26 protein-coding genes and 2 tRNA genes are annotated in these 24,240 nt (G+C 68.2%); 8 read left to right on the top strand and 20 right to left on the bottom strand.

All coding sequences use genetic code 11. The features are described 5' to 3' along the window. Nucleotides 1–5: 5 nt before the first annotated feature. From AC1RSK_RS20745 to AC1RSK_RS20730, 4 genes are read right to left on the bottom strand one after another with little or no spacing between them, the layout of a single operon-like run. The gene (locus tag AC1RSK_RS20745) at nt 6–1,319 is read right to left on the bottom strand and encodes a DUF58 domain-containing protein (RefSeq protein ID WP_492909587.1); all 1,314 of its coding nucleotides are present in this window, start codon (nt 1,317–1,319) and stop codon (nt 6–8) included. After that, complete coding sequence (locus AC1RSK_RS20740) at nt 1,316–2,272, bottom strand: AAA family ATPase (protein WP_492909586.1); 957 nt, start codon at nt 2,270–2,272, stop codon at nt 1,316–1,318. The genes AC1RSK_RS20745 and AC1RSK_RS20740 overlap by 4 nt, the downstream gene beginning before the upstream one ends. After that, a complete protein-coding gene (locus AC1RSK_RS20735) occupies nt 2,259–3,491 on the bottom strand; it encodes a hypothetical protein (protein ID WP_492909585.1) in 1,233 nt (410 codons plus the stop codon). Before AC1RSK_RS20735 ends, AC1RSK_RS20740 begins: the two co-directional genes overlap by 14 nt. Further along, the gene (locus tag AC1RSK_RS20730) at nt 3,488–4,144 is read right to left on the bottom strand and encodes a DUF4129 domain-containing protein (protein WP_492909584.1); all 657 of its coding nucleotides are present in this window, start codon (nt 4,142–4,144) and stop codon (nt 3,488–3,490) included. The genes AC1RSK_RS20735 and AC1RSK_RS20730 overlap by 4 nt, the downstream gene beginning before the upstream one ends. A 196-nt stretch (nt 4,145–4,340) precedes the next feature. Here AC1RSK_RS20730 and AC1RSK_RS20725 point away from each other — a divergent pair, with 196 nt between their 5' ends. Both AC1RSK_RS20725 and AC1RSK_RS20720 read left to right on the top strand, forming a co-directional pair. Next, nucleotides 4,341–5,447, top strand: a complete 1,107-nt coding sequence (locus AC1RSK_RS20725; protein WP_492909583.1) for a glycosyltransferase family 4 protein — start codon at nt 4,341–4,343, stop codon at nt 5,445–5,447. Nucleotides 5,448–5,494: 47 nt separating this feature from the next. Then, nucleotides 5,495–7,639 (top strand): amylo-alpha-1,6-glucosidase, encoded by a 2,145-nt coding sequence (locus AC1RSK_RS20720; protein WP_492909582.1) that lies wholly within the window; start codon nt 5,495–5,497, stop codon nt 7,637–7,639. Nucleotides 7,640–7,751: 112 nt separating this feature from the next. On the opposite strand, the gene AC1RSK_RS20715 is transcribed toward AC1RSK_RS20720, so the two are convergent. Further along, nucleotides 7,752–8,486, bottom strand: a complete 735-nt coding sequence (locus AC1RSK_RS20715; RefSeq protein ID WP_492909581.1) for an SDR family oxidoreductase — start codon at nt 8,484–8,486, stop codon at nt 7,752–7,754. A 166-nt stretch (nt 8,487–8,652) separates the two neighbouring features. On the opposite strand from AC1RSK_RS20715, the gene AC1RSK_RS20710 reads away from it, so the two are divergent. The 5 genes from AC1RSK_RS20710 to AC1RSK_RS20690 all read left to right on the top strand — a co-directional run bounded on the left by AC1RSK_RS20710 (nt 8,653) and on the right by AC1RSK_RS20690 (nt 12,631). Beyond that, complete coding sequence (locus AC1RSK_RS20710) at nt 8,653–9,552, top strand: AraC family transcriptional regulator (RefSeq protein WP_492909580.1); 900 nt, start codon at nt 8,653–8,655, stop codon at nt 9,550–9,552. A 170-nt stretch (nt 9,553–9,722) separates the two neighbouring features. Next, complete coding sequence (locus AC1RSK_RS20705; protein ID WP_492909579.1) at nt 9,723–9,854, top strand: hypothetical protein; 132 nt, start codon at nt 9,723–9,725, stop codon at nt 9,852–9,854. A gap of 28 nt (nt 9,855–9,882) precedes the next feature. Next, entirely contained in the window at nt 9,883–10,167 is a 285-nt protein-coding gene (locus AC1RSK_RS20700) for a hypothetical protein (protein ID WP_492909578.1), read from the top strand. Nucleotides 10,168–10,332: 165 nt separating this feature from the next. Then, nucleotides 10,333–11,157, top strand: a complete 825-nt coding sequence (locus AC1RSK_RS20695; RefSeq protein WP_492909577.1) for a DUF2971 domain-containing protein — start codon at nt 10,333–10,335, stop codon at nt 11,155–11,157. 1,003 nt (nt 11,158–12,160) lie between these two features. Continuing rightward, a complete protein-coding gene (locus AC1RSK_RS20690; RefSeq protein ID WP_492909576.1) occupies nt 12,161–12,631 on the top strand; it encodes a DUF2314 domain-containing protein in 471 nt (156 codons plus the stop codon). A 53-nt stretch (nt 12,632–12,684) separates the two neighbouring features. Here the strand turns inward: AC1RSK_RS20690 and AC1RSK_RS20685 are convergent. Further along, nucleotides 12,685–12,761 (bottom strand) — tRNA-His (locus AC1RSK_RS20685). 91 nt (nt 12,762–12,852) lie between these two features. Between AC1RSK_RS20685 and AC1RSK_RS20680 the strand changes: the two genes are divergently transcribed. Further along, nucleotides 12,853–13,743, top strand: coding sequence for an alpha/beta fold hydrolase (locus AC1RSK_RS20680; protein ID WP_492909575.1), 891 nt, complete (start codon nt 12,853–12,855; stop codon nt 13,741–13,743). Between the two features lie 367 nt (nt 13,744–14,110). Here the strand turns inward: AC1RSK_RS20680 and AC1RSK_RS20675 are convergent, their stop codons facing one another. The 14 genes from AC1RSK_RS20675 to murA all read right to left on the bottom strand — a co-directional run bounded on the left by AC1RSK_RS20675 (nt 14,111) and on the right by murA (nt 24,149). Beyond that, nucleotides 14,111–14,833 (bottom strand): energy transducer TonB, encoded by a 723-nt coding sequence (locus AC1RSK_RS20675; protein ID WP_492909574.1) that lies wholly within the window; start codon nt 14,831–14,833, stop codon nt 14,111–14,113. A gap of 4 nt (nt 14,834–14,837) precedes the next feature. Then, nucleotides 14,838–15,287 carry a biopolymer transporter ExbD gene (locus tag AC1RSK_RS20670; protein ID WP_492909573.1) on the bottom strand — a complete coding sequence of 150 codons (450 nt, stop codon included), beginning with the start codon at nt 15,285–15,287 and terminating at the stop codon, nt 14,838–14,840. Nucleotides 15,288–15,292: 5 nt separating this feature from the next. Then, complete coding sequence (locus AC1RSK_RS20665; RefSeq protein WP_492909572.1) at nt 15,293–16,180, bottom strand: MotA/TolQ/ExbB proton channel family protein; 888 nt, start codon at nt 16,178–16,180, stop codon at nt 15,293–15,295. A gap of 499 nt (nt 16,181–16,679) precedes the next feature. Continuing rightward, nucleotides 16,680–16,755 (bottom strand) — tRNA-Phe (locus tag AC1RSK_RS20660). 83 nt (nt 16,756–16,838) lie between these two features. Continuing rightward, complete coding sequence (locus AC1RSK_RS20655; RefSeq protein WP_492909571.1) at nt 16,839–17,006, bottom strand: DNA gyrase inhibitor YacG; 168 nt, start codon at nt 17,004–17,006, stop codon at nt 16,839–16,841. Further along, nucleotides 17,003–18,046 (bottom strand): ribonuclease E/G, encoded by a 1,044-nt coding sequence (locus AC1RSK_RS20650; RefSeq protein ID WP_492909570.1) that lies wholly within the window; start codon nt 18,044–18,046, stop codon nt 17,003–17,005. The genes AC1RSK_RS20655 and AC1RSK_RS20650 overlap by 4 nt, the downstream gene beginning before the upstream one ends. Next, on the bottom strand, nt 18,043–18,621 hold the full coding sequence (locus tag AC1RSK_RS20645) for a Maf family protein (protein ID WP_492909569.1): 579 nt from the start codon (nt 18,619–18,621) through the stop codon (nt 18,043–18,045). The genes AC1RSK_RS20650 and AC1RSK_RS20645 overlap by 4 nt, the downstream gene beginning before the upstream one ends. Nucleotides 18,622–18,629: 8 nt before the next feature. Further along, a complete protein-coding gene (gene infA, locus AC1RSK_RS20640; protein ID WP_004617696.1) occupies nt 18,630–18,848 on the bottom strand; it encodes a translation initiation factor IF-1 in 219 nt (72 codons plus the stop codon). A 127-nt stretch (nt 18,849–18,975) separates the two neighbouring features. Beyond that, nucleotides 18,976–19,440, bottom strand: coding sequence for an arsenate reductase/protein-tyrosine-phosphatase family protein (locus AC1RSK_RS20635; RefSeq protein ID WP_492909568.1), 465 nt, complete (start codon nt 19,438–19,440; stop codon nt 18,976–18,978). Further along, nucleotides 19,437–19,910 carry a UPF0262 family protein gene (locus AC1RSK_RS20630; RefSeq protein ID WP_492909567.1) on the bottom strand — a complete coding sequence of 158 codons (474 nt, stop codon included), beginning with the start codon at nt 19,908–19,910 and terminating at the stop codon, nt 19,437–19,439. Before AC1RSK_RS20630 ends, AC1RSK_RS20635 begins: the two co-directional genes overlap by 4 nt. 24 nt (nt 19,911–19,934) lie before the next feature. Then, complete coding sequence (gene hisD / locus AC1RSK_RS20625; RefSeq protein ID WP_492909566.1) at nt 19,935–21,218, bottom strand: histidinol dehydrogenase; 1,284 nt, start codon at nt 21,216–21,218, stop codon at nt 19,935–19,937. Nucleotides 21,219–21,267: 49 nt separating this feature from the next. Further along, nucleotides 21,268–22,407: a hypothetical protein gene (locus AC1RSK_RS20620; protein ID WP_492909565.1), complete on the bottom strand. Its 1,140-nt coding sequence runs from the start codon at nt 22,405–22,407 to the stop codon at nt 21,268–21,270. A gap of 24 nt (nt 22,408–22,431) precedes the next feature. Next, nucleotides 22,432–22,866 (bottom strand): DUF2948 family protein, encoded by a 435-nt coding sequence (locus tag AC1RSK_RS20615; RefSeq protein WP_492909564.1) that lies wholly within the window; start codon nt 22,864–22,866, stop codon nt 22,432–22,434. Continuing rightward, entirely contained in the window at nt 22,863–24,149 is a 1,287-nt protein-coding gene (murA, locus tag AC1RSK_RS20610) for a UDP-N-acetylglucosamine 1-carboxyvinyltransferase (RefSeq protein WP_492909563.1), read from the bottom strand. Before murA ends, AC1RSK_RS20615 begins: the two co-directional genes overlap by 4 nt. Nucleotides 24,150–24,240 lie beyond the last annotated feature (91 nt).

Genomic DNA, 24,240 nt, shown 5'->3' with positions numbered 1-24,240 from the left:
CTCTCCTACAGCAGGTTGCGGCGTTTGATGTCGAGATAGGCGTTGATCAGTGCCGGGCCGACCGCGTTCGCCGGCGCCTCGACCAGCTGCACGCCCATCCGGCGCAGGCGCATCATCACCACCTCCCGCTCACGGATCAGCGAGGCGGCGGTCACCGCCCGCGAGACGTCGGCGCTGTCGATCGGTTCCGCCTTCGCCAGTGTCTCCAGCTCCTCGTCGCGCATCAGCACGAACAGCACCAGGTGGCGTTTCAACAGCCGGCGCAGGTTCTCCATCATCAGCTCGGCGCCGATGCTGTCGGTGAACTCGGTGAACATGACGATCAGCGAGCGGCGGTCCAGGTCGCCGGCCAGGGTGGTCAGGCCAAGGGTGAAGTTGGCCTCCTCGCTGGCGTAGTCGAGCCGCGACACCAGCCGCTGGATCAGCGGGAAGGACTGCACCCCGCTCGTCGCGCCGGTCGACAGCCGCGGCCTGGCGTCGAAGGCGAACATGCCGATCCGGTCGCCGGTCGCCAGCCCGACATAGGCCAGCAGCAGGGCGGCGTTGATGGCCCGGTCGATGCGCGGCAGGCCGTCCAGCGGCTCAGCCATGGTCCGGCCGGTGTCCAGCGCCAGGACGATGGTGTGGTTGCGCTCGGTGCGCCGCTCCTGGGCGACCAGCTTGCCGTGCCGGGCCGACTGCTTCCAGTCCATGGTCCGGTGGTCCATGCCGGCCACGAAGTCGCGCAGGGCGTGGAACTCGGTCCCCTCCCCGGTCTCGATCTGCTCCTTCAGCCCATGCAGGGCGTCGCGCGAGAACAGCCGCAGGGCCTCTTCCTTGACCGCCGCGATGTTGGGCGTCACCGGCGCCGCATAGTCCAGCGGATGCACGACCTGCGCCCAAGACAGGCCCAGCGGCCCCGTCCAGCGCAGCCATAGCTTCTCCAGCACCGCCTCGCCGCGCCGGTGCGGCGTCACCGTGAAGGCCGCCGCTGTCTCCTTGTCGCTGACCTCGACGGTGGCCTTGCGGGGCGCGATGCCGATCAGCTCATTGCCCTCCAGCATCATCTCGACCCGACGGGGCGTGAAGATATTGGTGAACAGCACCCCGACCCTGGCCTCGGCCCCCGCCCCGACCGCCAGCACCCCCGGCGCCTCGAGCACGATCTCCGGCGCCCGCCGAAGCCGCGTCAGCCCGGCGTCCAGCAGCATCAGCACGAACACCAGCGCCGACCAGGCGACGCCCACCACCCAGTAGCTGGCCGCGAACACGCCGGCGGCCGCGGCCAGGGGCGCGCCCATGGCGGTCAGCACGACGGCGGTGCGCGTCGGATAGATCACCGAGGCGCCTCGATCTGGCCGATCAGGGTGTTCAGCGCGTCATCGACCTTGCGGCCCTCGATCTCGGCCGCCGGCGACAGGATCACCCGGTGGCGCAGGGCCGGCAGGCTGAGGGCCTTGATGTCGTCGGGGATGACGTAGTCGCGGCCGTTCAGCACCGCCCGGGCCCGGGCCGCGGTCGCGAGGCTGGCGGCGCAGCGCGGCGACACCCCGGTCTCGAAGTCGGCCGACTCGCGGGTGCCGCGGACGATGTCGACGACATAGCTGCCGATCTCCTCGGTCAGCCGAATGCTGGCCAGCAGCTCGGCGATGGCGGCCAGCTCGGCGGCTTCGACCACCTTCTGCACCCCCATCTCGACCGGGTCCGGCTGGCCGGTGCGGCCGCCGAAGCGGGCGACGATGGCCTTCTCCTCGGCGGCGCTGGGATAGCTCAGCGTCTGCTTGAACAGGAAGCGGTCCAGCTGCGCCTCGGGCAGCGGATAGACCCCCTGCTGCTCGATCGGGTTCTGGGTGGCCACCACCATGAACCGCTCGCCCAGCTCATGGCGCTTGCCGTCCAGAGTGACGGTCCGCTCCTGCATGGCTTCCAAGAGGGCCGCCTGGGTCTTGGGCGGCGTGCGGTTGATCTCGTCGGCCAGCAGGAGGTCGCAGAAGATCGGCCCCCGGGTCAGGGTGAAGCTGCTGGTCTGGAAGTTGAAGATGTTGGCCCCGACGATGTCGCCGGGCATCAGGTCCGGGGTGAACTGGATGCGGCCGAAACTCACCCCCAGGGTCCGGGCGAAGGTCTGGGCCAGCAGGGTCTTGGCCGTGCCCGGCGGGCCCTCCAGCAGGATGTGGCCCTTGGCCAGCAGGGCGATCAGCATCAGGTCGACGGTGTCGGCCTGGCCGACCACCGTCTTGGCGATTTCGGCGCGGATGCGAGCCGCCAGTCCTTGCACGTCAACGACGTTCACGGGTCATCTCCAGTCTCCAGGAATAGAGGTGGCGCGCCGCCTCGAGCGCCGCGCCGATGTCTTTGGCCGCCGCCGCGCGGGCGCGCAGCGTGGTGAAGGGGGTCAGGTTGGCCTGCGCCGACAGCCGGTCGAGCAGCGCCTCCAGCTCATCGTCCGACAGGGCGTGCGGCGCGCCCACCGCGCGCGCCGCCTCGGCCCGCACCCACAGGGCGTAGCGCTCGACCATGGCATGCTCCCGGCGCGCCAGCCGGATCAGGGCGGCGGTGTTGTCGGCCAGGCCGCGTTTGCCCAGGGCGATGGCCCGGGCCTTCTCGATCGGCGGCCCAAACCGGCCCATCGCCTGCATGCCCAGCAGCAGCGCCGCCAGACCCAGCGCCAGGGTCACCCCCAGGAATGGCGGCTGCAGCATCACCTCCAGCATGTTGCGCCGGTTCTGCAGGCCGTTCAGCGAGACGTCGAACACCACCCCCTCGCCGGTCCCCAGCGCCAGCGCCAGCAGCTTGAGGCCGGCTCGCGCCGTCGCCTTGTCGCTGATCCCGTGGGTGTTGATCAGGTCGGGATCCGACAGGATGAAACTGCTGTTGGACTGCGCCAGCACCACCCCGCCGCCCTCGGCGACGATCACCGGCCGCCAGCCCTTGCCCAGTGTGAGGGTCCGCAGACGGTCCATCCGGCCGGTCGCGGCGAACAGCGAACCGTCCGGCCGCAGCAGCCGGCGCGGCCGGTTGGCCCTGTCCTCGTCCAGCTTGGTTCCCTCGGCGATGCCCTCCAGCACCTCGGCGACCATGCCCTCGGGGACGGTGTCGCGGCCGCGCACCCAGCCCATGCGGGTCGGATGCCGGCCCGGCGCCCATTTCGCCAGGACGATCAGCCGCGGCCCGTCGTTGACCACCTCCTGGAGCGCCTCGGGCGAGGCGAAGACCTGCGGCGCGAGCACCACCAGCGGATGGCCCGGATCGTCGGTGTAGCCGGTGCGGTCGATGGCCACCTCGACGCCGCTGGCCCGCAACAGCTCGATGATCCCGGCATAGCCGACCGCCGAGCGCGACAGGGCGTGGGCCCCGCCGTTGTCGCCCTTCTTGAAGTCGTCGCCGAAGGCGCCCATCACCAGGCTGCCGATGAAGGCCAGCACGCCGACGGCCACCAGCCACAGCACCAGCACCGGCGAGAAGGGGTTGCTCCCGCGCTTGCGGGTGCGGCGTCCGGGAACCAGGGTCATGACCAGGTCCCCGAGAACACCAGCTGCTCATAGGCCTCGCGGGCCTGCAGCCAGCCGGCCTCGTCGACGGGCCGGCCGCCGAAGAAGCTGCGCTCGACGATCTCGGCGATCAGGGCGAAGGCCGGCCGCGCCGTCTCCGGCAGGTCTGGCAGGGCGGCGATGTCGCGGCTGGTCAGGGCCGGGCCGATCAGCCGCGGCCGCCGGGCGGTGATGTCGGCCACCCCGCGCAGCAGCAGCATGTGCACCGCCTCGTCGAAGCGCCCCTCGGCGGCAAGCGCGTCGGCGTCGAGCAGCAGGATGCGCGCCTTCTCCCGGTCCGGCCGCCAGTCGGTGGCCCCGGTCCTGGCCTTGCCCTTGCCGCCCTTCCAGCCCAGCTGCACGCCGTAAAGCTCGCGCACGATCAGGAAGATGACGAAGGCGACGCCCAGGATGATCACCGTCCAGACCAGGAAGGTGACGCCGCCGCTGATCGCCCCCAGCCCCTCGAGGAGCGGCAGGCTCCACTGCGGCGGCGGCTTGCGCTCGGGCAGGCCGGGCAGCACGTGCTGCAGGGTCTTGTCGGCCATCATCGCCGCATGCGCCCGGTCGAACCCCGACGGATCGACAGACCCGTCAGGCGGTACGCTCGGCACGGAAGCTGTCGGCTGGCTCATCCCCGTCCTGATACTAGGCGACTGGCATGACAACACAACCACGCCGCTTTCCGCGCCCGTTCGAAAGGCGCTGAATGCCCGTTTGCCGCGCCATCAGCGCCACAACCCGTATTGCGTAAATTGTGAAGGAACCAAGACCGCGAGTCGCGCCTTCGAAGCTTTGGCCCGATTGACGGCCGCGTCCGGAGTATCCTCAGTGAAAATCGCCCAGGTCGCCCCTCTCTATGAGGCTGTCCCCCCGCTGCTCTACGGCGGCACCGAGCGGGTCGTCGCCTATCTGACCGACGCCCTCGTCGAGCTCGGCCATGAGGTCACCCTGTTCGCCAGCGGTGAATCCAAGACCCTCGCCACCCTCTGTCCCGGCCGCGACCAGGCCATCCGCCTCGACCCGGCGCCTCTGAAGTCCGACCTCGCCGCCCATATGACCATGCTCAGCGAGGTTCGCCGCCGGGCCCATGAGTTCGACCTCATCCACTTCCACACCGACATGATCCAGTTCCCCCTGTTCGAGGACATCGCCCACCGCACCCTGACCACCCTGCACGGCCGCGTCGACCTGAAGGACCTGCCCGCCGTCTATGAGCGCTGGTCCAGCTATCCGCTGGTCTCCATCTCCGACGACCAGCGCCGCGGCCTGCCGCTGGCCAGCTGGGCCGGCACGGTGCAGCACGGCCTGCCTTCCGCCCTGCTCGACTATTCGCCGCGCGGCTCTGGCTACCTGGCCTTCCTCGGCCGCATCTCGCCGGAAAAGCGCCCCGATCGCGCCATCGCCATCGCCCGGGCCGCCGGCATGCCGCTGAAGATCGCCGCCAAGATCGACGGCGCCGACCGCCAGTACTTCGCCGACGTCATCCAGCCGCTCATCGAGGGCGACCCCAGCATCGAATTCATCGGCGAGATCAACGAGGCCCAGAAGTCGATCTTCCTGGGCGGCGCCGAGGCCCTGCTCTTCCCCATCGACTGGCCCGAACCCTTCGGCCTGGTGATGATCGAGGCCATGGCCTGCGGTACGCCGGTCATCGCCTGGCGCAACGGCTCGACCACCGAGGTCATCCAGCCGGGCGAGACCGGCTGGCTGGTGGACAGCCTGGAAGAGGCCGTCGCCGCCGTCCCCAGGGCCCTGGCCTTGGACCGCGCCGCCATCCGCGCCCGCTTCGAACTGCGCTTCTCGGCGGTGGCCATGGCCCGGCGATACGTTACCCTCTACGCGGATCGTCTGGCCGGCTGTCCGTTCGCGGAAACCGATCCGCCTGATTCGCCGTTGAACACCGAGGAAGACCTGGACCTGGCCCGCATCGCCTGACGGCGACGCATCCGGCCGATCTGCTGCCGGATGCGCCTGGAGGCCGAATGAACGACATCGCCGTCATCGCTCCAGCCCTCGACGAACAGCGCAACGAAGGTCCCCTGCGGATGCTGGCCCTCAAGGCCGGCGACTGCTTCCTGGTGGCCGACGGCCATGGCGACATCCTCGGCGGCTCCGACGGCCTGTTCGACGCCGACACCCGCATCCTCTCGCGGCTGAAGCTGTTGATCGGCGGGGCCGGACCGACCCTGCTCAGTTCCGGGGTCTCCAGCGACAACGTCCTCTTCACCTTCCACGGCGCCAACCGGCCCCTGCCCCCGGCCGGCGGCCGGCAGGTGCCGCCGGGCGTGCTGCATGTCGAGCGCCAGCGGGTCGTCCACAACGACCGCCTGTACGAGCGCATCAAGCTGACCAACCACGGCCTCGACGAGGTGCTGGCCCCGGTCTCCATCGAGTTCGCCGCCGATTTCCGCGACATCTTCGAGGTCCGCGGCCAGACCCGCCGCAAGCGCGGCCACCTCGAACGCCCCGTCGTCGACGGCCGCCACGTCACCTTCCGCTACGAAGGGCTCGACGGCGTTGCCCGCACCAGCGTCATCGCCTTCTCCGAGCCGCCGGCCCGGCTGCACGCGGACCGCGCCGACTTCCTGGCCTCCTTCCAGCCCCGCACCTCCTACGAGCTCTACCTGGAGGTCGGCGCGGCCTTCGAGGACATCCCCGACGGCCGCCGCTTCCGCATCGCCACCGCCGCCGCCCGCAAGACCATGCGCACCCGCTCGCGCCTGGGCGTCACCCCGCGCAGCGACAGCCCCGCCTTCAACCGCTGGACCACCCAGTCGCGGGTCGACCTGGCCCTGCTGACCACCGACCTGAAGACCGGCCGCTACCCCTATGCCGGCATCCCCTGGTTCTCGACGCCGTTCGGCCGCGACGGCATCCTCACCGCCTGGCAGATGCTGTTGTTCGACCCCGGTCTGGCGCGCGGCGTGCTCTCCTACCTGGCCGGCCGCCAGGCGACCGAGACCAACGCCTTCCGCGACTCCGCGCCCGGCAAGATCATGCATGAGACCCGCCTGGGCGAGATGGCCTCGCTCGGCGAGGTGCCCTTCGGCCTCTACTATGGCGGCGTCGACACCACCCCGCTGTTCGTCGCCCTGGCCGGCGCCTACGCCCGGCGCACTGGCGAGCTGGAGTTCATCCGCCAGATCTGGCCGGCCCTCAAGAAAGCGATCCAATGGCTTGAGACCGAAGGCGATTCCAACGGCGACGGCCTGATCGACTACGCCCGCGCCGCCAGCACCGGCCTCTCAAACCAGGGCTGGAAGGACAGCTACGACAGCGTCTTCCACAGCGACGGCCGCTTCCCGCCCGGCCCCATCGCCCTGGTCGAGGTGCAGGGCTACGCCTTCGCCGCCTGGCGGGCCATGGCCGAGCTGGCCGAGCGCCTGGGCGAGCCGGGCGGCGACGCCTGGGCCGCCCGCGCCGAGGCCATGCGCCAGTCGGTCGAGGACCGCTTCTGGATGGACGACGTCGGCGGCTACGGCATCGCTATCGACGGCGAGGGCCAGCTGTGCCGGCCCCTGACCTCCAACGCCGGCCACCTGCTGTTCGTCGGCCTGCCCAGCCCCGAGCGCGCCCTGCGGGTCATCGACACCCTTTCCAGCGCCGCCTTCAACACCGGCTGGGGCATCCGCACCCTGGCCCGGGGCGAGAGCCGCTACAATCCGATGAGCTACCACAACGGCTCGATCTGGCCGCACGACAACTCCGTCTGCGCCGCCGGCATGGCCCGCTACGGCGACCGCCACCACCTGGGCCGGCTGTTGCGCGGCATGTTCGACACCGCCTCGGAGATGGGCATGCGCCTGCCTGAGCTCTTCTGCGGCTTCCCCCGCCGCCCCGGCGAGCCCCCCGTCCCCTACCCGGTCAGCTGCTCGCCCCAGGCCTGGGCGGCCGGCTCGGTCTTCCTGATGCTGCAGTCCCTGCTGGGCGTCGACGTCGACGCCTTCGCCGGCGAGGTCTGCATCACCCGTCCGAGACTGCCGGCCGGGGTGAACCGGCTCAGCCTGCCGAAGCTGGCGGTCGGCGGCTGCGAGGTGGACCTGGTGTTCGAACGGGTCCGCGAGGGGCTGGTGGTGGCGTCGGCAACGCGGTGCCCGGCGAGCTTGCGGGTGACGACGGTGAGCTAGCGACACCGGCCTTGCCGGCCGCCGACAGGCCTCTGGGCCCGCGGCGTCGGGCGCAGGACCGAGGCAGGAAGGGCCGGCCCGCGAGGTTTGCGGCCCGGCCCCTGCCAAGTCGTCAGAACGCCCCGCCCATCGGGCGCACGATCAACTCGTTTACGGCGACGTCGGCGGGCTGCTCGAGCGCGTAGCGGATGGCCTGGGCGATGGCGTCGGGCTTGAGAGCGACCCTGCGCGCCTCGTTGATATAGGCGGCGGTATCGGGGTCGGTGATCGTCGTGGCCAGTTCGCTTTCCACCACGCCGGGCGAGATGATGGTGGTGCGAATCTCCGAATGCTCCTGGCGGAGTCCTTCGGTGATGTTCCAGACCGCCGCCTTGGTGGCCGAATAGACCGCCGTCGTCGGCCAGACCCCGTAGGCGGCGACCGAGGCGACGTTCACCACATGACCCGAGCCCTGCGCCTGAAAGCGTGGCAGGACCGCCGCGATGCCGTTCAGCACCCCGCGGATATTGACGTCGATCATCTGGTCCCACTCGTCGGCCTTCAGCGCCGCCAGCGGCGACAGGGGCATCACGCCGGCGTTGTTGACCAGGACGTCCACGCGGCCGAAGCGCGCCTCGGCGAAGGCGACCATGGCCTCGAACGCTGCGCGGTCGGCGACGTCGAGCGCCTGGAATTCGGCCTCGCCGCCGGCGGCTCGGATCTCCTGGACATGGGTTTGCAGCCGGTCGGTTCGGCGCGCGCCGAGGACAATCTTCATGCCGGCGTCCGCCAGCCGGCGGGCCGTCGCCTCGCCAATGCCACTGCTTGCTCCGGTAATGACGACAACTTTGCTCTGGGTGTCGGACATGACTTTCGACTCCTTCTGGGCCGACACGGGATGTCGCCGGCGCCGGAGCCTTGTCGCCTGAACGGCCGCCGCGCCGGTAGAACGGCTCTCCGTCATTCTTGCATGATCCTACAAGTTTCCTGGGCGGGCCCTTGCCCCTCCCGGGCGCGCGGTGACAGGGTGCGGCATGCGCCCGATCGATGAACTCGCCGATATAGTCGCCCGTCACGCGCTGGCGGACGGAATGCACGCCAGCGTCCTGCCCCGCCTCAGCCTTGTCCGATCGTGCACGCCGACCCAGTCCGTACCGGCGCTTTACCGGCCCTCGCTGTGCATTATCGCCCAGGGGCGCAAGCAGGTGGAGCTGGGCGGGCGCAGCTACGTCTACGATCCGGCGAAATACCTGACCGTGTCCGTCGACCTGCCGCTGACGGGCTCGGTCCTCGAGGCCAGCCCGGAGCGGCCCTACCTCTGCCTGGCGCTGGACATCGACCTGCCGACCCTTTCCGACCTCATGCTGCAGACCTCGCTGGAACCGGCGCCGGAACCGGTTGGTCCCGCCCTCGGCGTCAGCCAGGTGGAGCCGGGCCTGCTCGACGCCGCCCTGCGGCTGGCGCGCCTTCTCGATGCCCCGAAAGACGCCCCGGCCCTTGCCCCGCTCGCCGAGCGGGAAATTCTCTACCGGCTGCTTTCGGGGGCGCAGGCTCCGATGATCCGCCATATCGCGGCGACGGAGAGCCGCCTTGCCAAGGTCAGCCGCGCTGTCGCCTGGCTGCGGCGCAACTACGCCAGTCCCGTCAGCGTCGAGCGCCTCGCGGCTGAAGCCGGCATGAGCCCGTCGTCGTTTTACAGCCACTTCAAAGCCGCCACGACGCTCAGCCCCCTGCAATACCGCACACGCGTTCGCCTCCAGGAGGCGCGACGCATGATGGTGGTCGAGGCGATGGACGCGGCAAGCGCAGGCTTCGCGGTCGGCTACGAGAGCCCCTCGCAATTCAGCCGGGACTACAGCCGCCTCTTTGGCGCGCCGCCTCTGAAGGACGCCGCGCGGCTGCGCCGCTCGCCCGACTACGCCCTGGTGGCTTAGGCCAGTTTACGTCCGGGCGTCGTCGCTCCCTTACCATTGCCCCGCAGCCGCTGAGCGCCTGCTTACACCCTCGGCAGACAAGAGCCTGCGCCCAGGGGCGCCAAGGAGTTGACGCAGATCAAGGGCGCAGGGCCGCTCGCTCCGCAAAGTGCTCAGCAAAGGAGCCCGCCATGCCGCAACACACCCTGACCGAAACCCTCTTCCTGTCCGGCATCCTGGCCGCCTTCGCCATGTTCATGATCACCATCGGCGGGGCCTGGATTTTCGACAACCTTCACAGTCGCAAGACGTCCAAGCGATAGGGGCCGTTGCCGCGCCTCGGAGATGGGTATGCCCCTGCCCGAGCTGTACTGCGGCTTCCCCCGCCGCCCCGGCGAACCCCCGGTCCCCTACCCGGTCAGCTGCTCACCCCAGGCCTGGGCGGCCGGCTCGGTCTTCCTGATGCTGCAGGCCCTACTCGGCGTCGACGTCGACGCCTTCGCCGGCGAGGTCCGCATCACCCGGCCGAGACTGCCGGCCGGCGTGAACCGGCTGAGCCTGCCGAAGCTGGCGGTCGGCGGCTGCGAGGTGGACCTGGTGTTCGAGCGGGTCCGCGAGGGGCTGGTGGTGGCGTAAGTGACGCGGTGCCCGGCGAGCTTGCGGGTGACGACGGTGAGTTAGGGCACACCCACCTGCTCCTAGCGCTTAAATACTGACAGAACCTAGTGGCATCGACGTTTGCAGGTGGCGACGCTTTTGTGCCTTGTCACAACCTGACGCATTGTCGACAGGAACTCAGACATGGCGGAATTCGTATTCTCGAAGGGTTATCTGGACGCCTTGGCCCAACAGCCCACGCCTCCAATCCGCCTATACAAATACCGAAGCCTCAGCGGCACCGCAAAGCGCTTCAGTGAGGCTATCGTGGTGCGCTCCGAGGTCTATTTCGCCAAGCCTGACCAACTGAATGACCCATACGACTGTAGGCCGCACAATACCTTCGAGTCCTCTGCGGCTGAACGCCGGGCGTTCCTAAGCTGGGTTACAAAAGGACGCGACCCTCATCTCTCTAGGGCCGCACGACGCGCGAAGGTCGCGGAGACCAGCGCTCAAATGACGCGGCGCATCAAGGACGTGGGATTTGAGACCATTGCCCAGGCCGCTTACGACCGCAACCTCGGCGAGACTGGCGTCCTTTCCTTCTCAGCTGATCCAGCCTCAAACCTGATGTGGTCTCACTACGGCGATAGTCATAAGGGCATTTGCATTGAGTTTGATTTCTCGATTCTTCGGGCTCTATGTCCTCTTCCAGTTGCCTATTCGGACGATCGTCCTAGTTACAATGCGATCAAGGATGTGGAGGCTCTGAGCACATGTTCGTTCCTTCGAAAATCCTTGGGTTGGTCCTACGAGAAGGAGTGGCGGGCGGTGGGGCTCTGGTGGTCTGGACCGTATCGCCTGCCCACCGATGCCGTTAGGGGCATCATCCTCGGAGCAAGAATTTCGTCGGACGATCGTCAGTGCGTCATGGATTGGGTCGCGGGTTCTGGCCGACCGCTTGATGTTAGACACGCTACCTTTCAACCCAACAGTTACGCACTGACCTTCCAACAGGTCTTAACCTAGCCATGGCGTCGGGTTTTGGGGTTGCTTTGGCCGACGCCCGCCTGCTTCCTTTGGGCAAAACGCTCGTTCGCTGCACCTCGACAAGGGCGAGCGACACAATGCGCCGCCGTGAAACCGACTTCAAAGAGCAGGGGACTTGCCGTGTCTGATCAACTGCCTCCGTTGAATCCAGCCGATGTTTGGAAGGCCCGCCTTGAGGCGCATGGGGCCTACATCGCCGTTCGCGTTGCCGGCGTCCGAGAGACTGCAATGGAGGTCTTCAAGACGCTCGTTCTTATTAACGGGGGCGCGGCTGTCGCCGTATTGGCGCTTCTCGGCAACGTCGACCAAGAGTTCAGGAATAAGCTCAATCTCGTACAGCTTGGCTGGGGCGGCTTGGCCTGGGCATTGGGCGTCGGGGCAGCGGCGACGGGTATCATCGCGCTTGCACGCAGCCAGGACCACGCTGGCGGTGGAAGTGTGGCCGCACATGAGGCGATGCTAGCCCGGGCTGGTGGCGCGCAGCCTACGGCGAATATGGCCGCCCACCTAGACAGGCGCGTAAAGGGTTCGACATTCTGGGCCACCGCCGCATACGGCCTTGGCGTCGCTGGGGTGCTCTGCTTCCTGATTGGCGCAGCCACCTCATTTTCCGCTTTTACTAGGGCGGCCACTCGCTTGACGCCGACAGTCGCCACCAAGACGCGCGCCGCACCACCAACGGCACCGGCCCCGATTGCAGCCCCGACCGTCTCGCCTTCGCCGCCGGCCGTTCGCTAAAACAGAAACTTGCGCCGCAGAGCTCAATCTCGTTTTACAAGAAGACCTCACTCGCATTCTCGATGATACCACCTCTCGGGTTCGAACTGAGGACCTCTAGATCCACAATCTAACCCAATGCCAAAAAATTCCGTGACTTAGCAGAACCACCTTGTACCACCGCCCGCCAAGATAGTGCTGCAGGGGTGTTCGGTGTTGTTACGACGGGTAGGCTACCCTTCGTCATCAGCAAGAAGCGAATCCCATGTGGCCTTTCAAGAAGCCAAAACAGCCTCCCATCGCATGGTTCAGCGGCGAGTCCGCAGCGATGAACGCGGCAATTGGGGAGGCCCAGTCCAAGTTCGCCGAGTTTCGCCATGCCATCGACCGACAAGGCATTGGTAACAATCCGCCCGTGGAGATGGCTCTTGTCAAATATGCATTCGCGGCGAAAAAGCCGGGAGCAGCCGTTGAGCACGTATATATCGGCGACGTCGAAAGTAAGAATGGCCGCCTTTGGGGCGTGGTAAATGCCAACCCGGTATATACCAACGAGGTTGCAGAGGGCGACGTGATCGAAATCCAGCCGGATCGGGTATCGGACTGGCTTTACGTGGTCGACGGAGCGGGAACCGGTGGCTTTACCTTCCGGCTCATGTGGAACGGGTTCTCACCTGACGAAAAGGCGGCCTACAGGTCTGAGCCGCCGTTTGTTTGGCTAAGCGGCCTGAATTGAAGCCCTGAATGGCAAACGGGCCGGACATCGCTGCCCAGCCCGCTGACGTCCGATGGTACCACCTCTCGGGTTCGAACCGAGGACCTCTAGATCCACAATCTAGCGCTCTAACCAGCTGAGCTAAGGCGGCATTTCCATCGAAGAGGCGTCCGTTTAGTCGCTTGTGGCGAATCGATCAAGGCACACTTGCGCGAACCGGGCTTCCCCCGCACGCTTGGCCCATGACCGCCATCCGCACCCGCCAGATCGAGGCCAACGGCCTGAGCTTCACCATCGACGAGTGCGGCGCAGGCGACAACGTCGCCCTCTGCCTGCACGGCTTCCCGGAGAGCCGCTTTTCCTGGCGCCACCAGCTGCCGCTTCTGGCCAAGCTGGGCTGGCGCGTCGTGGCCCCGGACCTGCGCGGCTATGGCGACAGCAGCCGGCCCCAGGGCAAGGACGCCTACCGCCTGCCTCACCTGCTGGACGACGTCTCGGCCCTCTACGACGCCCTGGGGGCCAGGCGCCGGCTGCTGGTCGCCCACGACTGGGGGGCGCTGATCGCCTGGGCCTTCGCCATCGAGCAGCGGCGGGCGATCGACGGGCTGGTGATCATGAACGTGCCCCACCCCGTCGTCTTCAACGAGGTCTACAAACGCAGCGCCGCCCAGCGGAAGAAGTCCTGGTACGCCGTCTTCTTCCAGCTGCCCTGGCTGCCTGAATGGGTGCTGACCCGCAACGGCGCCCGGGCCACCGGCGAGGCCTTCAGCAACATGGCCGTCGACAAGAGCCGCTTCCCCGAGGAGGTGCTGGCCCACTACCGCGCCAATGCCCTGAAACCCGGGGCCATGACCGCCATGATCAACTACTACCGGGCCAACACCGGCGAGCTGAACCGTTGGACCCGCGCCGACTGCCCGGTGATCGCGGTTCCGACCCTGATGGTCTGGGGCGAGGAGGACGCCGCCCTCGGTCTCGAACTCACCGAAGGCTACGAGGGCCTGGTGACGGACCTGACGCTCAACCGCCTGCCCGGCGTCTCCCACTGGGTGCAGCAGGAGGCCCCCGAGGCCGTCAACGACCGGATGGAGACCTGGCTGCGGGCTAAAAACCTCGCCCTCTCAAAGCCTTAGCCAATATGTCTAGACATATTTGAGCCGCTCCGAGGCGCTGATCCGGTCGCCCGCCCGGGGCGTTGGTCGGCCCGGCCACCCGGCGACCAACATCCGGCAACTGCCGACCAACGTTCCGACCAACGCCTGGACCCACGGCTGGCGACAGCAAGGCCACGCCAAAGCCAACAGGACCGGGGGTTTGGGCCGGCCGGCGGCGATCCCCGCATTTTTTGTAGGCCGCGCGCCGCCCGTATAATGGATCCGCCGCTTCGATAAGCGGCCGGTCTTTCTCATCGCGCCGAAGCGCCGGGGCCCAAAGCAAAAGGCCCCGGAGTTTCCTCCGGGGCCTTCGCATGTCTGGGTCTGTCGACCCGCTCTGGCTCGCCTACTCCGAAGCGGGCGTGAACGAGAGCGGGATCCGGACCGTGGCGCCGCCAACAGGCTGTCCGTCCGCGGTTTGAGGCCGCATCTTGAACTGCTTGCTGAGGCGGATCGCGGCGTCCCCGAAGCCGTAGTCGGCCGGGTTTTCCGAGACCACCGAGCAACCGCTGACCGTACCGTCGGCATTGACGGTGCAGGACAGGGTCACGCGGCCGCCGATGTTCTGCCGTTGCGCGCGATCCGGGTAGGCCCGGTTCACGGCGTCACCGCTCGGCTTACGCACCCAGTCCGGCTTGGTGATCACCGGGTTGCGGGGCGGAGCCGGAGGCGCGGGGGGCGCAAGCACCGGCGGAGCCGGCGGCTGCACTTCCCGCTTCTCAACAGGCGGAGCCTGCAGGATCGGCGGCGGCGGAAGGTCGGCCGGAGGGGCGACCGGAGGACGCGGCTGCAGCTTGGCCGGCGGCGGAGGCTTATCCGTCGGAGGCGGCGGCGGCGGCGGCGGGGGCGGCGGCGGCGGGGGCTTGATCAGCTGGGTGTCCAGCTTCTCGTCCTCGAAGAGACGCTCCTTGATGGTGAAGCGCATCGTGTAGAGGTAGTAGCCGATGATCGCGTGGAAGAGGAACACGATCCCGAGCGCCACCAGCCAGGCCACAGGACTCGTCTTCTGCTTGGGAGCATCGAACGGGTTGTGCAGCGGGTGGGTAATATCCTGGGTCTGATCTGTCATGGCGCTACTGATCCTCGGCCCGGCTGTCGTCCTGACCGATGAGCGCGACGCTGTAGAAGTAGTTGTCCTGCAGCGCGTTCAAAACGGTCATGAAGGTTCCGTACCGGACCTCTTTGTCAGCTCGGATGAAGATCCGCTCTTTCGAGGGGTCCCGGGTACCGATCTGCTTCTTGAGGTCGTCGCCAATGGAAGCCAGATCGGTGGGGAAGTCCCCGATGTACAGGGCCCCACCTTTCTGGATCGAGATATAGACCGGCTTAGGCGGGTTCGGCCTGGGCTTAGCCACCGCTTTGGGCAGCTTCAGCTCGACCGACACGCTGGCGAGAGGCGCAGCCACCATGAAGATGATCAGAAGGACCAGCATGACGTCCACGAAGGGCGTGACGTTGATCTCGCTGTTCTGTTCGACCTGGTACCTGTTGCCGCCGCCGGAGCCTGCGAGTTTGGCGGCCATCTGGGTTAGGCCCCCTTGTCGAGCTGCCGGGAAATGGCGTTCATCAGTTCAGCGGTGAAACCATCGGTGCGGACCCCAAAGCCCGAGATCCGGGTCTGGAAGTAGTTGTAGAAGATAACCGCGGGGATGGCGGCGAACAGACCGATACCGGTGGCCAGCAGGGCCTCGGCGATACCGGGCGCGACGACGGCCAGGTTGGTCGTGTTGGTGTTCGCGATACCGATGAAGGAGTTCATGATCCCGTAGACGGTGCCGAACAGACCGATGAACGGACCCGACGAACCGACCGAGGCCAGGAAGGTCATGCCGCCCGAGAGGCGCTTGGACAGCGTGGACTGAACAGCGCCGACGGCCGTTTGGGCGCGGGCGATGGTCGATTCACGGTGCTCGCCGCCGACCTGCAGGCCCGCTTGGCGGGACAGTTCGACTTCGGAGGCGGCCGCGGCGGCCATGTCGGCCAGCGGGTTGCCTTCGAATTCTTCGGAGATGGCGATCCGGCCCATGTCGTTGATCGACTTGGCGCCGCGGAAAGCTTCGACGAAGCGGTCCGACTTGCGGTTCAGCGAGCCGAACTCGATGAGCTTGGTGATCAGCAGAACCCAGCTGAAGATCGAGGCCAGGATCAGACCGATCATGACGACCTTAACGATCAGCTCGGCGTCCATGAACATGGTCACCGGGGTCAGCTTGCCGCCGTGGCTGTCGATGACAGGCGGGGCCTTTCCTTCTGGTTCCGGCGCGGGGGCCGGGGTCGCCGGAGCAGCAGCGGCCGGAGCGGCGGCGGCGTCGGCAGTGGGAGCCGCGGCTTCCTGAGCGAAAGCGGGGGCGCTCGCCATCAGCGCCAGGGCGCCGATCATAGCGATGAGGGGGGTCTTTCGTTTGTTGTCGAGCATCTTTCGCCAGTTCCTGCTTGGTCTAGCACTTATTGGACCGAAGGGTCGTCGCGCGGAAGCGTCTCCACCCTAGACTAAATATTACCCGCACACGATCCGGAATGGATCGCGAACGAGACGCTTTCGCTGCGCCCGACCCGCTACACCCGCCGCTGTTTGTGCAAACCAGCGAAGGCGTTTTGAAGGCGCACAGAGAGCGTGTGATCTTGAACCACATGCTTTCTGCACCAAGTTAGACTTGGCGCACTGGCCCTTTGGCAACACCTTTCTGTGCCGTCAAGGGCCCATCGCAACATGAATGTTCTGCGACGCCCCCGGTTCCATGCAGTTATGTTGCAATGCAGCACGTAGAACTGCTCATGCTTCGAAGAAATTTCCCTTTGCGGGGGAAAAGTCATATTGCACTGCAGCAATTCGACGGAACGACGTTTGTCGATTGATTGGATTTTTGGACGGTTCGCGCGACGGGCGAAGATTGCCGCATGCGGCTGCAAGGGAGTGGTGCCTGGGGCCGGAATCGAACCAGCGACACGCGGATTTTCAATCCGCTGCTCTACCAACTGAGCTACCCAGGCCTAAGCCCTGGAAAAGGCCCCGCCCTCGCGGGAGACGGGTCTATAAAAGAGGGTCTTCGCTAAGTCCAGCCGGGTTTGACGGATTATTCGTCCGGGTCTTCGTCTTCCGTGTTCGGCTCGTCCTCGAGGCCGGGAATGACGTAGCTTCCCGACAGCCAGCGGTGCAGGTCAACGTCGGCGCAACGCTTGGAGCAGAAGGGCCGGAACGCCGGATCGACCGGCTTGCTGCAGATCGGGCAGGCATTGCTCATGACGCGCTCACTTCCAGCCGGTCGTTTAGCCATCCGGCCTGGGCCTCGATGGTGAATCGGCCGCCAAGGCGATCGGCCAGGGCCGGGTGCAGGCTCTTGAAGGAATCAGCCACGGCCGGCCCGCAGCGGGCTGTCAGCCGCCCGCCGGGATCCGCCCTGCCCTCCCGCTCCAGCAGCCGCGCCAGCCTCAGGGCGGCGCTCAGGGGCGTCAGGCGGCCGTCCTCGCCCAGCAGGCGCTCCAGCACCGGCTGGCGGCGGCGCGGAATGGTCAGTTCCAGGGTTCCAAAGCGGCTGACCGGCCCGATCGCCACCCCAGGGTTGTCGGCGGCGAAGGCTGCGCGCATGGCGGCCAGAATCGCTGTCCCGTCGTGGCCGCGCCCGGCCAGGTCGATGACCACGAGCCCGCCCAGGCCCTTCAGCCGCAGCAGCCGCGCCGCCGTGGTGATGGCCGCCAGGTTGGCGGCCCGCGACACCCGCTTGGAATCACCGCCGGTCCGCTCGCCGGTGTCGACGTCGATGGCCGTCAGCGCCCGGGTCGGCTCGATGGCCAGGCTGCCGCCGCCCGGCAGCGGGTGGACCACCGCCAGCGCCTCGGCCTCGGCCTCGTCGGCCGCCTCGCGGGCTTCCAGCCCCATGGTGACCATCTCGGCCTTGGCCAGCTGCCGCAGCTCCTTCTCAACGGTCGGCGCGGGGGTGAGCAGACGCGGCTCCCCCTGCCCTTCGCCGAGCAGCCAGGCGTTGGCCAGCTTGCCACGGCGGGCCTCGCCGCGAATCTCCACCTCAACCAAGGCCCCACGAACCGGCTTGGGCGTGTCGGTCCGCAGCGGAGCCATCGCCTCGGCCCCGTCCGGCATATCCAGGAAGACCGAATTGAACGCCGCCTCGACGCTCCGCACCCGCGCCACGCTGCGCGCCCCGACCATCAGGGCCGGCGCATCGCCGTCCCGCTGGATCAGCAGCCGCTCGGGCCGCCCGTCCAGCAGCACCACGCCGCGCGTCTCGCCGACGCCCCGATCGAGAAAGGCCTCGCGCCGGCTCACGGCCGTGTCCAGCCAAGGCCCGTCAGCAGCGCCAGGGTCTCATAGAGGGGAAGGCCGACCACGCCGGTGAAACTGCCTTGCAGGTTGGTGACGAAGGCCCCGGCCCGCTGGTGGATCTTGTAGCCGCCGGCCGCGTCGTCCCAGTCGCGCGAGGCGATGAAGGCGTCGGTCTCGGCGGGGGTCAGCCGCTTGAAGGTGATGCGGCTCTCGACGATGCGGCTGGCGCTACGCCCGCCCGGCGCGATCACGGCGACGCCGGTCAGCACCTTATGGCTGCGCCCGGACAGCAGTTTGAGCATCCGCCGGGCGTCCGCCTCGTCCACCGGCTTGCCCAGCACCCGGGTTCCCACCGCCACGATGGTGTCGGCGCCCAGCACGAAGGCGTCCGGATGGCGCGCCGCCACGGCGGCCGCCTTCTCGCCGGCCAGACGCCCCACCAGCAGGCGGGGCGTCTCGTCCTTGCGGACGGTCTCGTCGATGTCGGCGGGGTCGACCAGGTCCGGCGTTACGCCCACCTGCGCCAGAAGCTGAAGGCGGCGGGGGCTGGCGCTGCCCAGCACCAGGCGGCTGGTCATCGCTTGGCTTACTTGAAGCGGTAGGTGATACGGCCCTTGGTCAGGTCGTAGGGCGTCATTTCGACCAGGACCTTGTCGCCGGCCAGCACCCGGATGCGGTTCTTGCGCATCTTGCCCGCCGTGTGGGCGATGATCTCATGGTCGTTTTCGAGCTTCACGCGAAACGTCGCGTTGGGCAGCAATTCGCTGACGGTGCCCGGAAACTCGAGCAGTTCTTCCTTAGCCATACGGCCTCTCAGTTGGTCTTTCCGCAAAGCAACACGGCTCGCGCACACGATTCGGAGCGCGAGCCGTGGCTCGATGGCGCGCCTTATAGCGCAAGAGGGGGTGAAAGGTCGATGGTCCGATTTCCGCTCATCCGCCCGCCGTCACCACCCGCCCGAACCGGCGCCGGATGCGGCCGTACAGCTCGTCGCGGACCTGGCGGTAGGCGTCCAGCATCTGCTCGCGCGAACCCGTCGCCAGCGTCGGGTCATAGGTCGGCCAGTATTCGATATCGACCGCCCGGCCCCGCGACAGCTCCACCGCCCGGTGCTGCGCCTCGGCGGTCAGGGAGATGACGACGTCGAAACTGTCGTCCTCCAGCATGTCGAAGGTCTTGGGCCTGTGCCCCGCCGCCTCGATGCCCAGCTCCTCCAGAACGACGGCGGCGAAGGGGTCCATGCCGACCTCGCTCGGATCGGCCTTCAGCCCGCAGCTGTCGACGAAGATGGCCGTGCCGTAGGCCAGCTTCATCAGCGCCTCGGCCATGGGCGAGCGCACCCGGTTGAAGTTGCAGGTGAACAGCACCGCCCCAGGGGTGGCGTCGAAGGGGCTCATCCCCGCCAATGCAGCGCGCAGATCAGGGTGAACAGCCGCCGGGCGGTGTCGAGGTCGGTCTTCACCTTGCCCTCGAGCCTGGCCTGCAACAGCGTGCTGCCCTCGTTGTGCAGGCCGCGCCGGCCCATGTCGATGGCCTCGATCTGGGCCGGCGTGGCGTTGCGGATGGCCGCGTAATAGCTCTCGCAGATCATGAAGTAGTCTTTGATCACCGTCCGGAACGGCGACAGCGACAAGAGGTGGGTCTGCTCGTAACCCGGCCCGGTGATGGCCATGGCCAGCCGGTTGTCGATCAGGGCGATCTTGACGTCATAGGGCCCGGTCTCGGCCCCGGCCGGCTGGAAGTAGTTGTCTTCCAGGAGATCGAAGATGGCGACCTGCCGCTCCTGCTCCTGGTCGCGGGAGGCCGCCGACAGCGAATCCTCGTCGAGCTCGATGCTCTGCAGGCGATGGGCGGCTTTGTCGGTCATGGGTCGGGGGCAGGATACCCGGGTTCAGCCGCGCGGCAACCGCAAGGCGGCCGACAGGGCGTGGGCCGGCAGGCCCTCGGCCTCGGCCAGGGCCACGGTGTGCGGGCCCAGCACGCGGAAGCCCGCCTCGCCGGCCTTGATCACCGAGGTGCGCTTGAGGAAATCGAACAACGACAGCCCCGACTGGAACCTGGCCGCCCGGCTGGTCGGCAGCACATGGTTGGAGCCGGCCACGTAGTCGCCCAGGGCTTCCGGCGTGAACCTGCCCAGGAAGATCGCCCCGGCATGCCGCACCTGGTCGGCCAGGGAATCGGGGTCGTCGGTGCAGAACTCGACGTGCTCGGGGGCGATGGCGTCGACCAGGGCCGGGCTGTGGGCCAGGGGCGCGATGATCACCGCCCCGTGGTCGCGCCAGCTGGCGGCGGCGTCCTGGCCGGTCGCCAGTTCGCCCAGCCGCCGCTGCACGGCCGCCTCGACCAGGTCGGCCAGCGCCTCGTCATCGGTGATCAGGATCGACTGCGCCGCCGGGTCGTGTTCGGCCTGGGACAGCAGGTCGCCGGCGATCCATTCGGGGTCGTTGTCGGCGTCGGCCACCACCACGATCTCCGACGGTCCGGCCAGGGCGTCGATGCCGACCACCCCGTACAGCCGACGCTTGGCCGCGGTGACATAGGCGTTGCCCGGCCCGACGATCTTGTCGACCGAGGCGATCGGTCCTGCCCCATAGGCCAGCGCCGCCACCGCCTGGGCCCCGCCGATCCGCCAGATCTCGGTGACGCCCGCTTCCGCCGCCGCCGCCAGCACCGCCGGCTGCAGCTTGCCGGGCGGTGTGACCATGGCGATACGGTCGACGCCCGCCACCTGGGCCGGCACGCAGTTCATCAGCACCGTCGAGGGATAGGCCGCCCTGCCCCCCGGCACATAGACCCCAACGCTCTCCAGCGGTCCCCAACGCCAGCCCAGCTCGACGCCCGCCTCGTCGGTCCAGCGCTGGTCGGCCGGCCGCTGGCGCTCGTGGTAGGCGCGGATGCGGGCGGCGGCGAAGGCGATGGCCTCGCGCACCTTGGGATCGCAGGCGGCGACGCCGGCGGCGATCTCCTCAGGGCTGACGCGGATGGTCTGCTCGGTCAGGATCACCCGATCGAAGCGGGCGGTGTAGTCGAGGACGGCCTCCAGGCCCCGCGCCTTGACGCCGGCGATGACCTCGGCCGCCGCCGCATCGACGTCGTCCGGCTGGCCGCGTCGCTCGTCCAGGAAGGCGGCGAAAACGGTCTTGAAATCGGGGTCGGTGAAACGGAAGCGGCGCATAGGTTCCACTTGCCGCCTCTTGCCGTCAGATCAAGAGAAATCGGGTCGCTCAGACATAGTCCGCGAGGACGAAGCTCACGTCCCGCGCGACGCCTGGGCCCTCGACGCGCAAGGTCACGGTCTCGCCGACCGCGCCGCCGAGCGGCCGCAGCAACTCCCCGAACGCCGCCGGCCCGGCGATTCGGTCGCCGACCTTGAGGCCGGCCGCCGCGGCCGGACTGCCGGTGCCGACCACGGCGACCCGCGCGCCGCCGTTGGCCGGGTCGAGCCACAGCCCACTGCGATTGACAGTCTCCCGTCGCTGCGGGCGACCGTTGGGCTGTACCCAGAGCCGGCGAGCCGCGGCGGCGACCGACAGGTTCAGCCGTTCCAGCACCGGCAGGCCAACGATGCCGTCAAAGCCACGAATAACCGGCGCGCCAGGATACCGCGTCGTCACCAGCGGCCGCTCAAAGCGGCCAGGGCCGATCTCCAGGACCTCGCCGCGAACCGTCCGCCCCGACCGATCCAGAGTTCCGTCGATGCCGTTGAAGGCGGCGGGGGCGAACACCTTGCCATCGTCCCAATAGCCCAGCCCCTTGCCGATGTCCGGGTCCAAGACCACCATCCTCGGCGCGCCGGTATCGACCAGCAGCTTGAGCCGCTTGCCGTCGAGCATGGCCTGCACCGAAATTCGCCGCGACCCGTTACTGCCCGGATCAAGCTGAATTTCGGAGTCGAGTTCGCTGTAGCCCGGCCGCGCGGCCAATCCGCCTGGGTACAGCCTCCACTCCTCCCGGTCGAAATCCAGGATGCTGTCGTGGGTGGTCATCATGCCGGCCGCCACAAGACCCTCGCCGCCGCGGAGGTCGGCCTTCAGCCCAAACAGGCTCGCGCCCTGCTGGCGCACCGCGCCGCCGAGGACCAGGTCATCGACGGCATAGAGGGGAAAGGTCCGGCCGCTGTTCAGCCGGACCTGGCGGACAAACTTCAGTCCCAGCGACTTCGCCAGCCCATCCTCGACGCCGCTGACCACGGCGCCGGTGTCGATCACGAACGGAAAAGGGCCTTTGCCGTTGATGTGCGCATCGATCACCGCGCGGCCATTCTCCAGCCGAACCTTGGCGACGATCGCCCCGGCCTGGGCTCGCGCCACGCCGGCGACGGGAAGCGCTGCGCCCAGGGCGAGCAGGAGGCGACGGGTAAGCATCAGAGGAACTCCAGGACTATCAACTCAGTCGTCGTGCGCCGGACGGCGGGGCGTCGGCCAGGGGGCCGAGACGTCGGCCAGGGCCGCATCGACGCACTCCACCTCGACCCGCAGCTCACCGCCGCCGGCGAAGGTCAGCACGATGGCGCCGCCCGGCGCCTCGCCCGGTTCGAACGTGACGCCGAGCAGCGACAGCACCGCGGCCTTGGCCTCGCGCCGCAGACGCAGGCTGCGCACCTGCATGACGCCGCCAATCTGCAGCCCGCTGCGCACGCGCTCGGTGGCCTTGGTCTTGCCGTCCGCTTCCCAGCGGAAACGGTTCAGTCCGAGCGTCAGCCGCCGCGCGGCCGCCTCGAAGCGGATGTCGCCGATCTTGCAAACAGCGTCCTGCAGGGCCGCCGAGATGACGGCCAGGTCCTCGCCGTCCTCGGCGATCAGGCGCAGTGGAGCGACGGTCATTCCTCGACGCCGTCCCCATGGATGCGCCGCACCTGGGCCCCGCAGGCGTTGAGCTTGTCTTCCAGCCGCTCGAAGCCGCGATCCAGATGGTAGACCCGGCTGACCGTCGTCTCGCCCGAGGCCACCAGCCCGGCGATCACCAGCCCGACGGAGGCCCGCAGGTCGGTGGCCATGACCGGCGCGCCCTCCAGCCGCTCGACGCCTCGCACCCGCGCCTCGCTGCCGGCAACGGTGATGTCGGCGCCCAGCCGCGCCAGCTCGGCGGCGTGCATGAAGCGGTTCTCGAAGATGGTCTCGCGGATGACGCTCTCGCCGTCGGCCAGGGTCATCAGGGTCATGAACTGCGCCTGCAGGTCAGTGGCGAAGCCCGGATAGGGGGCGGTCTCGATGTTGACCGCCTTCAGCCGCGCGCCGTTGCGCTTGATGACCACGCCGTCGTTCAGCCGGGTGACGCCGACGCCGGCCTCTTCCAGCTTGCTCAGCAGGGCCTCCATCAGGTCGGCGCGGGTGTTGGTCAGGCGAACCTCGCCGCCGGCCATGGCGGCGGCCACCGCATAGGTGCCGGCCTCGATGCGGTCGGTGATCACCGCATGGGTCGCGCCGCCCAGCTTCTTCACGCCGGTGATGGTGATGGTCGAGGTCCCCGCCCCCTCCACCCGCGCGCCCATGGCGTTCAGGCAGTCGGCCAGGTCGACGATCTCCGGCTCGCAGGCGGCGTTGCCCAGGCGGGTCACGCCCTTGGCCAGCACGGCGGCCAGCATGGCGTGTTCGGTAGCGCCCACCGAGACCACCGGAAAGTCGATGTCGGCGCCCTTCAGCCCGCGCGGGGCCTGGGCGTAGACGTAGCCCTCGTGCAGGTCGATGGTCACGCCCAGGGCCTCGATGGCCTTGAGGTGCAGGTCGACCGGCCGCCCGCCAATGGCGCAACCGCCCGGCAGCGACACCTTGGCCTGGCCGTTGCGCGCCACCAGCGGTCCCAGCACGTTGAAGCTGGCCCGCATCTGCCGGACTAGGTCGTAGGTCGCGAAGTGGCTGCGAATCGTCTTGGTGTGCAGCACCGATTCCGGACCGTCAGGCCCATCGCTCTCGGTGATCTGCGTCCCCAGGTGCTGCAACAGCTGGCCCAGGAACCGCGTGTCGCGCAGGCGCGGCATGTTGGTCAGGCGCAGGGGCTCGTCGGTCAGCAGACTGGCGACCATCAGCTTGATGGCCGAATTCTTGGCTCCGCTGATCGGGATGTCCCCGTTCAGCGGCGTGCCGCCGGTGATGGCGATGCTGTCCATCCAGTCCCTCTGGTCGTCGCCCCCGGGCAAGTCGGGCGCAAAGAATGGCCTTTAGCGGGCGCGAGCCCCGCGCGCCACTTCCAAGCCTGTC

It is taken from the genome of Caulobacter sp. GW821-FHT11A05, assembly GCF_058809015.1.
Note: the sequence above shows the minus strand (reverse complement) of the source record. Positions and strands in the feature narration are given on the sequence as shown.

Excerpts from the sequence above, each read along its gene's own strand:
- AC1RSK_RS20720 (WP_492909582.1), top strand. The coding sequence starts at position 5,495 with ATGAACGACATCGCCGTCATCGCTCCAGCCCTCGACGAACAGCGCAAC.
- AC1RSK_RS20645 (WP_492909569.1), bottom strand. The coding sequence starts at position 18,621 with ATGACCAGCCGCCTGGTGCTGGGCAGCGCCAGCCCCCGCCGCCTTCAG.
- AC1RSK_RS20695 (WP_492909577.1), top strand. The coding sequence starts at position 10,333 with ATGGCGGAATTCGTATTCTCGAAGGGTTATCTGGACGCCTTGGCCCAA.
- AC1RSK_RS20690 (WP_492909576.1), top strand. The coding sequence starts at position 12,161 with ATGTGGCCTTTCAAGAAGCCAAAACAGCCTCCCATCGCATGGTTCAGC.
- AC1RSK_RS20710 (WP_492909580.1), top strand. The coding sequence starts at position 8,653 with ATGCGCCCGATCGATGAACTCGCCGATATAGTCGCCCGTCACGCGCTG.
- AC1RSK_RS20635 (WP_492909568.1), bottom strand. The coding sequence starts at position 19,440 with ATGAGCCCCTTCGACGCCACCCCTGGGGCGGTGCTGTTCACCTGCAAC.
- AC1RSK_RS20655 (WP_492909571.1), bottom strand. The coding sequence starts at position 17,006 with ATGAGCAATGCCTGCCCGATCTGCAGCAAGCCGGTCGATCCGGCGTTC.
- AC1RSK_RS20735 (WP_492909585.1), bottom strand. The coding sequence starts at position 3,491 with ATGACCCTGGTTCCCGGACGCCGCACCCGCAAGCGCGGGAGCAACCCC.
- AC1RSK_RS20705 (WP_492909579.1), top strand. The coding sequence starts at position 9,723 with ATGCCGCAACACACCCTGACCGAAACCCTCTTCCTGTCCGGCATCCTG.
- AC1RSK_RS20730 (WP_492909584.1), bottom strand. The coding sequence starts at position 4,144 with ATGAGCCAGCCGACAGCTTCCGTGCCGAGCGTACCGCCTGACGGGTCT.
- AC1RSK_RS20675 (WP_492909574.1), bottom strand. The coding sequence starts at position 14,833 with ATGACAGATCAGACCCAGGATATTACCCACCCGCTGCACAACCCGTTC.
- AC1RSK_RS20680 (WP_492909575.1), top strand. The coding sequence starts at position 12,853 with ATGACCGCCATCCGCACCCGCCAGATCGAGGCCAACGGCCTGAGCTTC.
- AC1RSK_RS20630 (WP_492909567.1), bottom strand. The coding sequence starts at position 19,910 with ATGACCGACAAAGCCGCCCATCGCCTGCAGAGCATCGAGCTCGACGAG.
- AC1RSK_RS20615 (WP_492909564.1), bottom strand. The coding sequence starts at position 22,866 with ATGACCGTCGCTCCACTGCGCCTGATCGCCGAGGACGGCGAGGACCTG.
- AC1RSK_RS20715 (WP_492909581.1), bottom strand. The coding sequence starts at position 8,486 with ATGTCCGACACCCAGAGCAAAGTTGTCGTCATTACCGGAGCAAGCAGT.
- hisD (WP_492909566.1), bottom strand. The coding sequence starts at position 21,218 with ATGCGCCGCTTCCGTTTCACCGACCCCGATTTCAAGACCGTTTTCGCC.
- AC1RSK_RS20670 (WP_492909573.1), bottom strand. The coding sequence starts at position 15,287 with ATGGCCGCCAAACTCGCAGGCTCCGGCGGCGGCAACAGGTACCAGGTC.
- AC1RSK_RS20620 (WP_492909565.1), bottom strand. The coding sequence starts at position 22,407 with ATGCTTACCCGTCGCCTCCTGCTCGCCCTGGGCGCAGCGCTTCCCGTC.
- AC1RSK_RS20665 (WP_492909572.1), bottom strand. The coding sequence starts at position 16,180 with ATGCTCGACAACAAACGAAAGACCCCCCTCATCGCTATGATCGGCGCC.
- infA (WP_004617696.1), bottom strand. The coding sequence starts at position 18,848 with ATGGCTAAGGAAGAACTGCTCGAGTTTCCGGGCACCGTCAGCGAATTG.
- AC1RSK_RS20700 (WP_492909578.1), top strand. The coding sequence starts at position 9,883 with ATGCCCCTGCCCGAGCTGTACTGCGGCTTCCCCCGCCGCCCCGGCGAA.
- murA (WP_492909563.1), bottom strand. The coding sequence starts at position 24,149 with ATGGACAGCATCGCCATCACCGGCGGCACGCCGCTGAACGGGGACATC.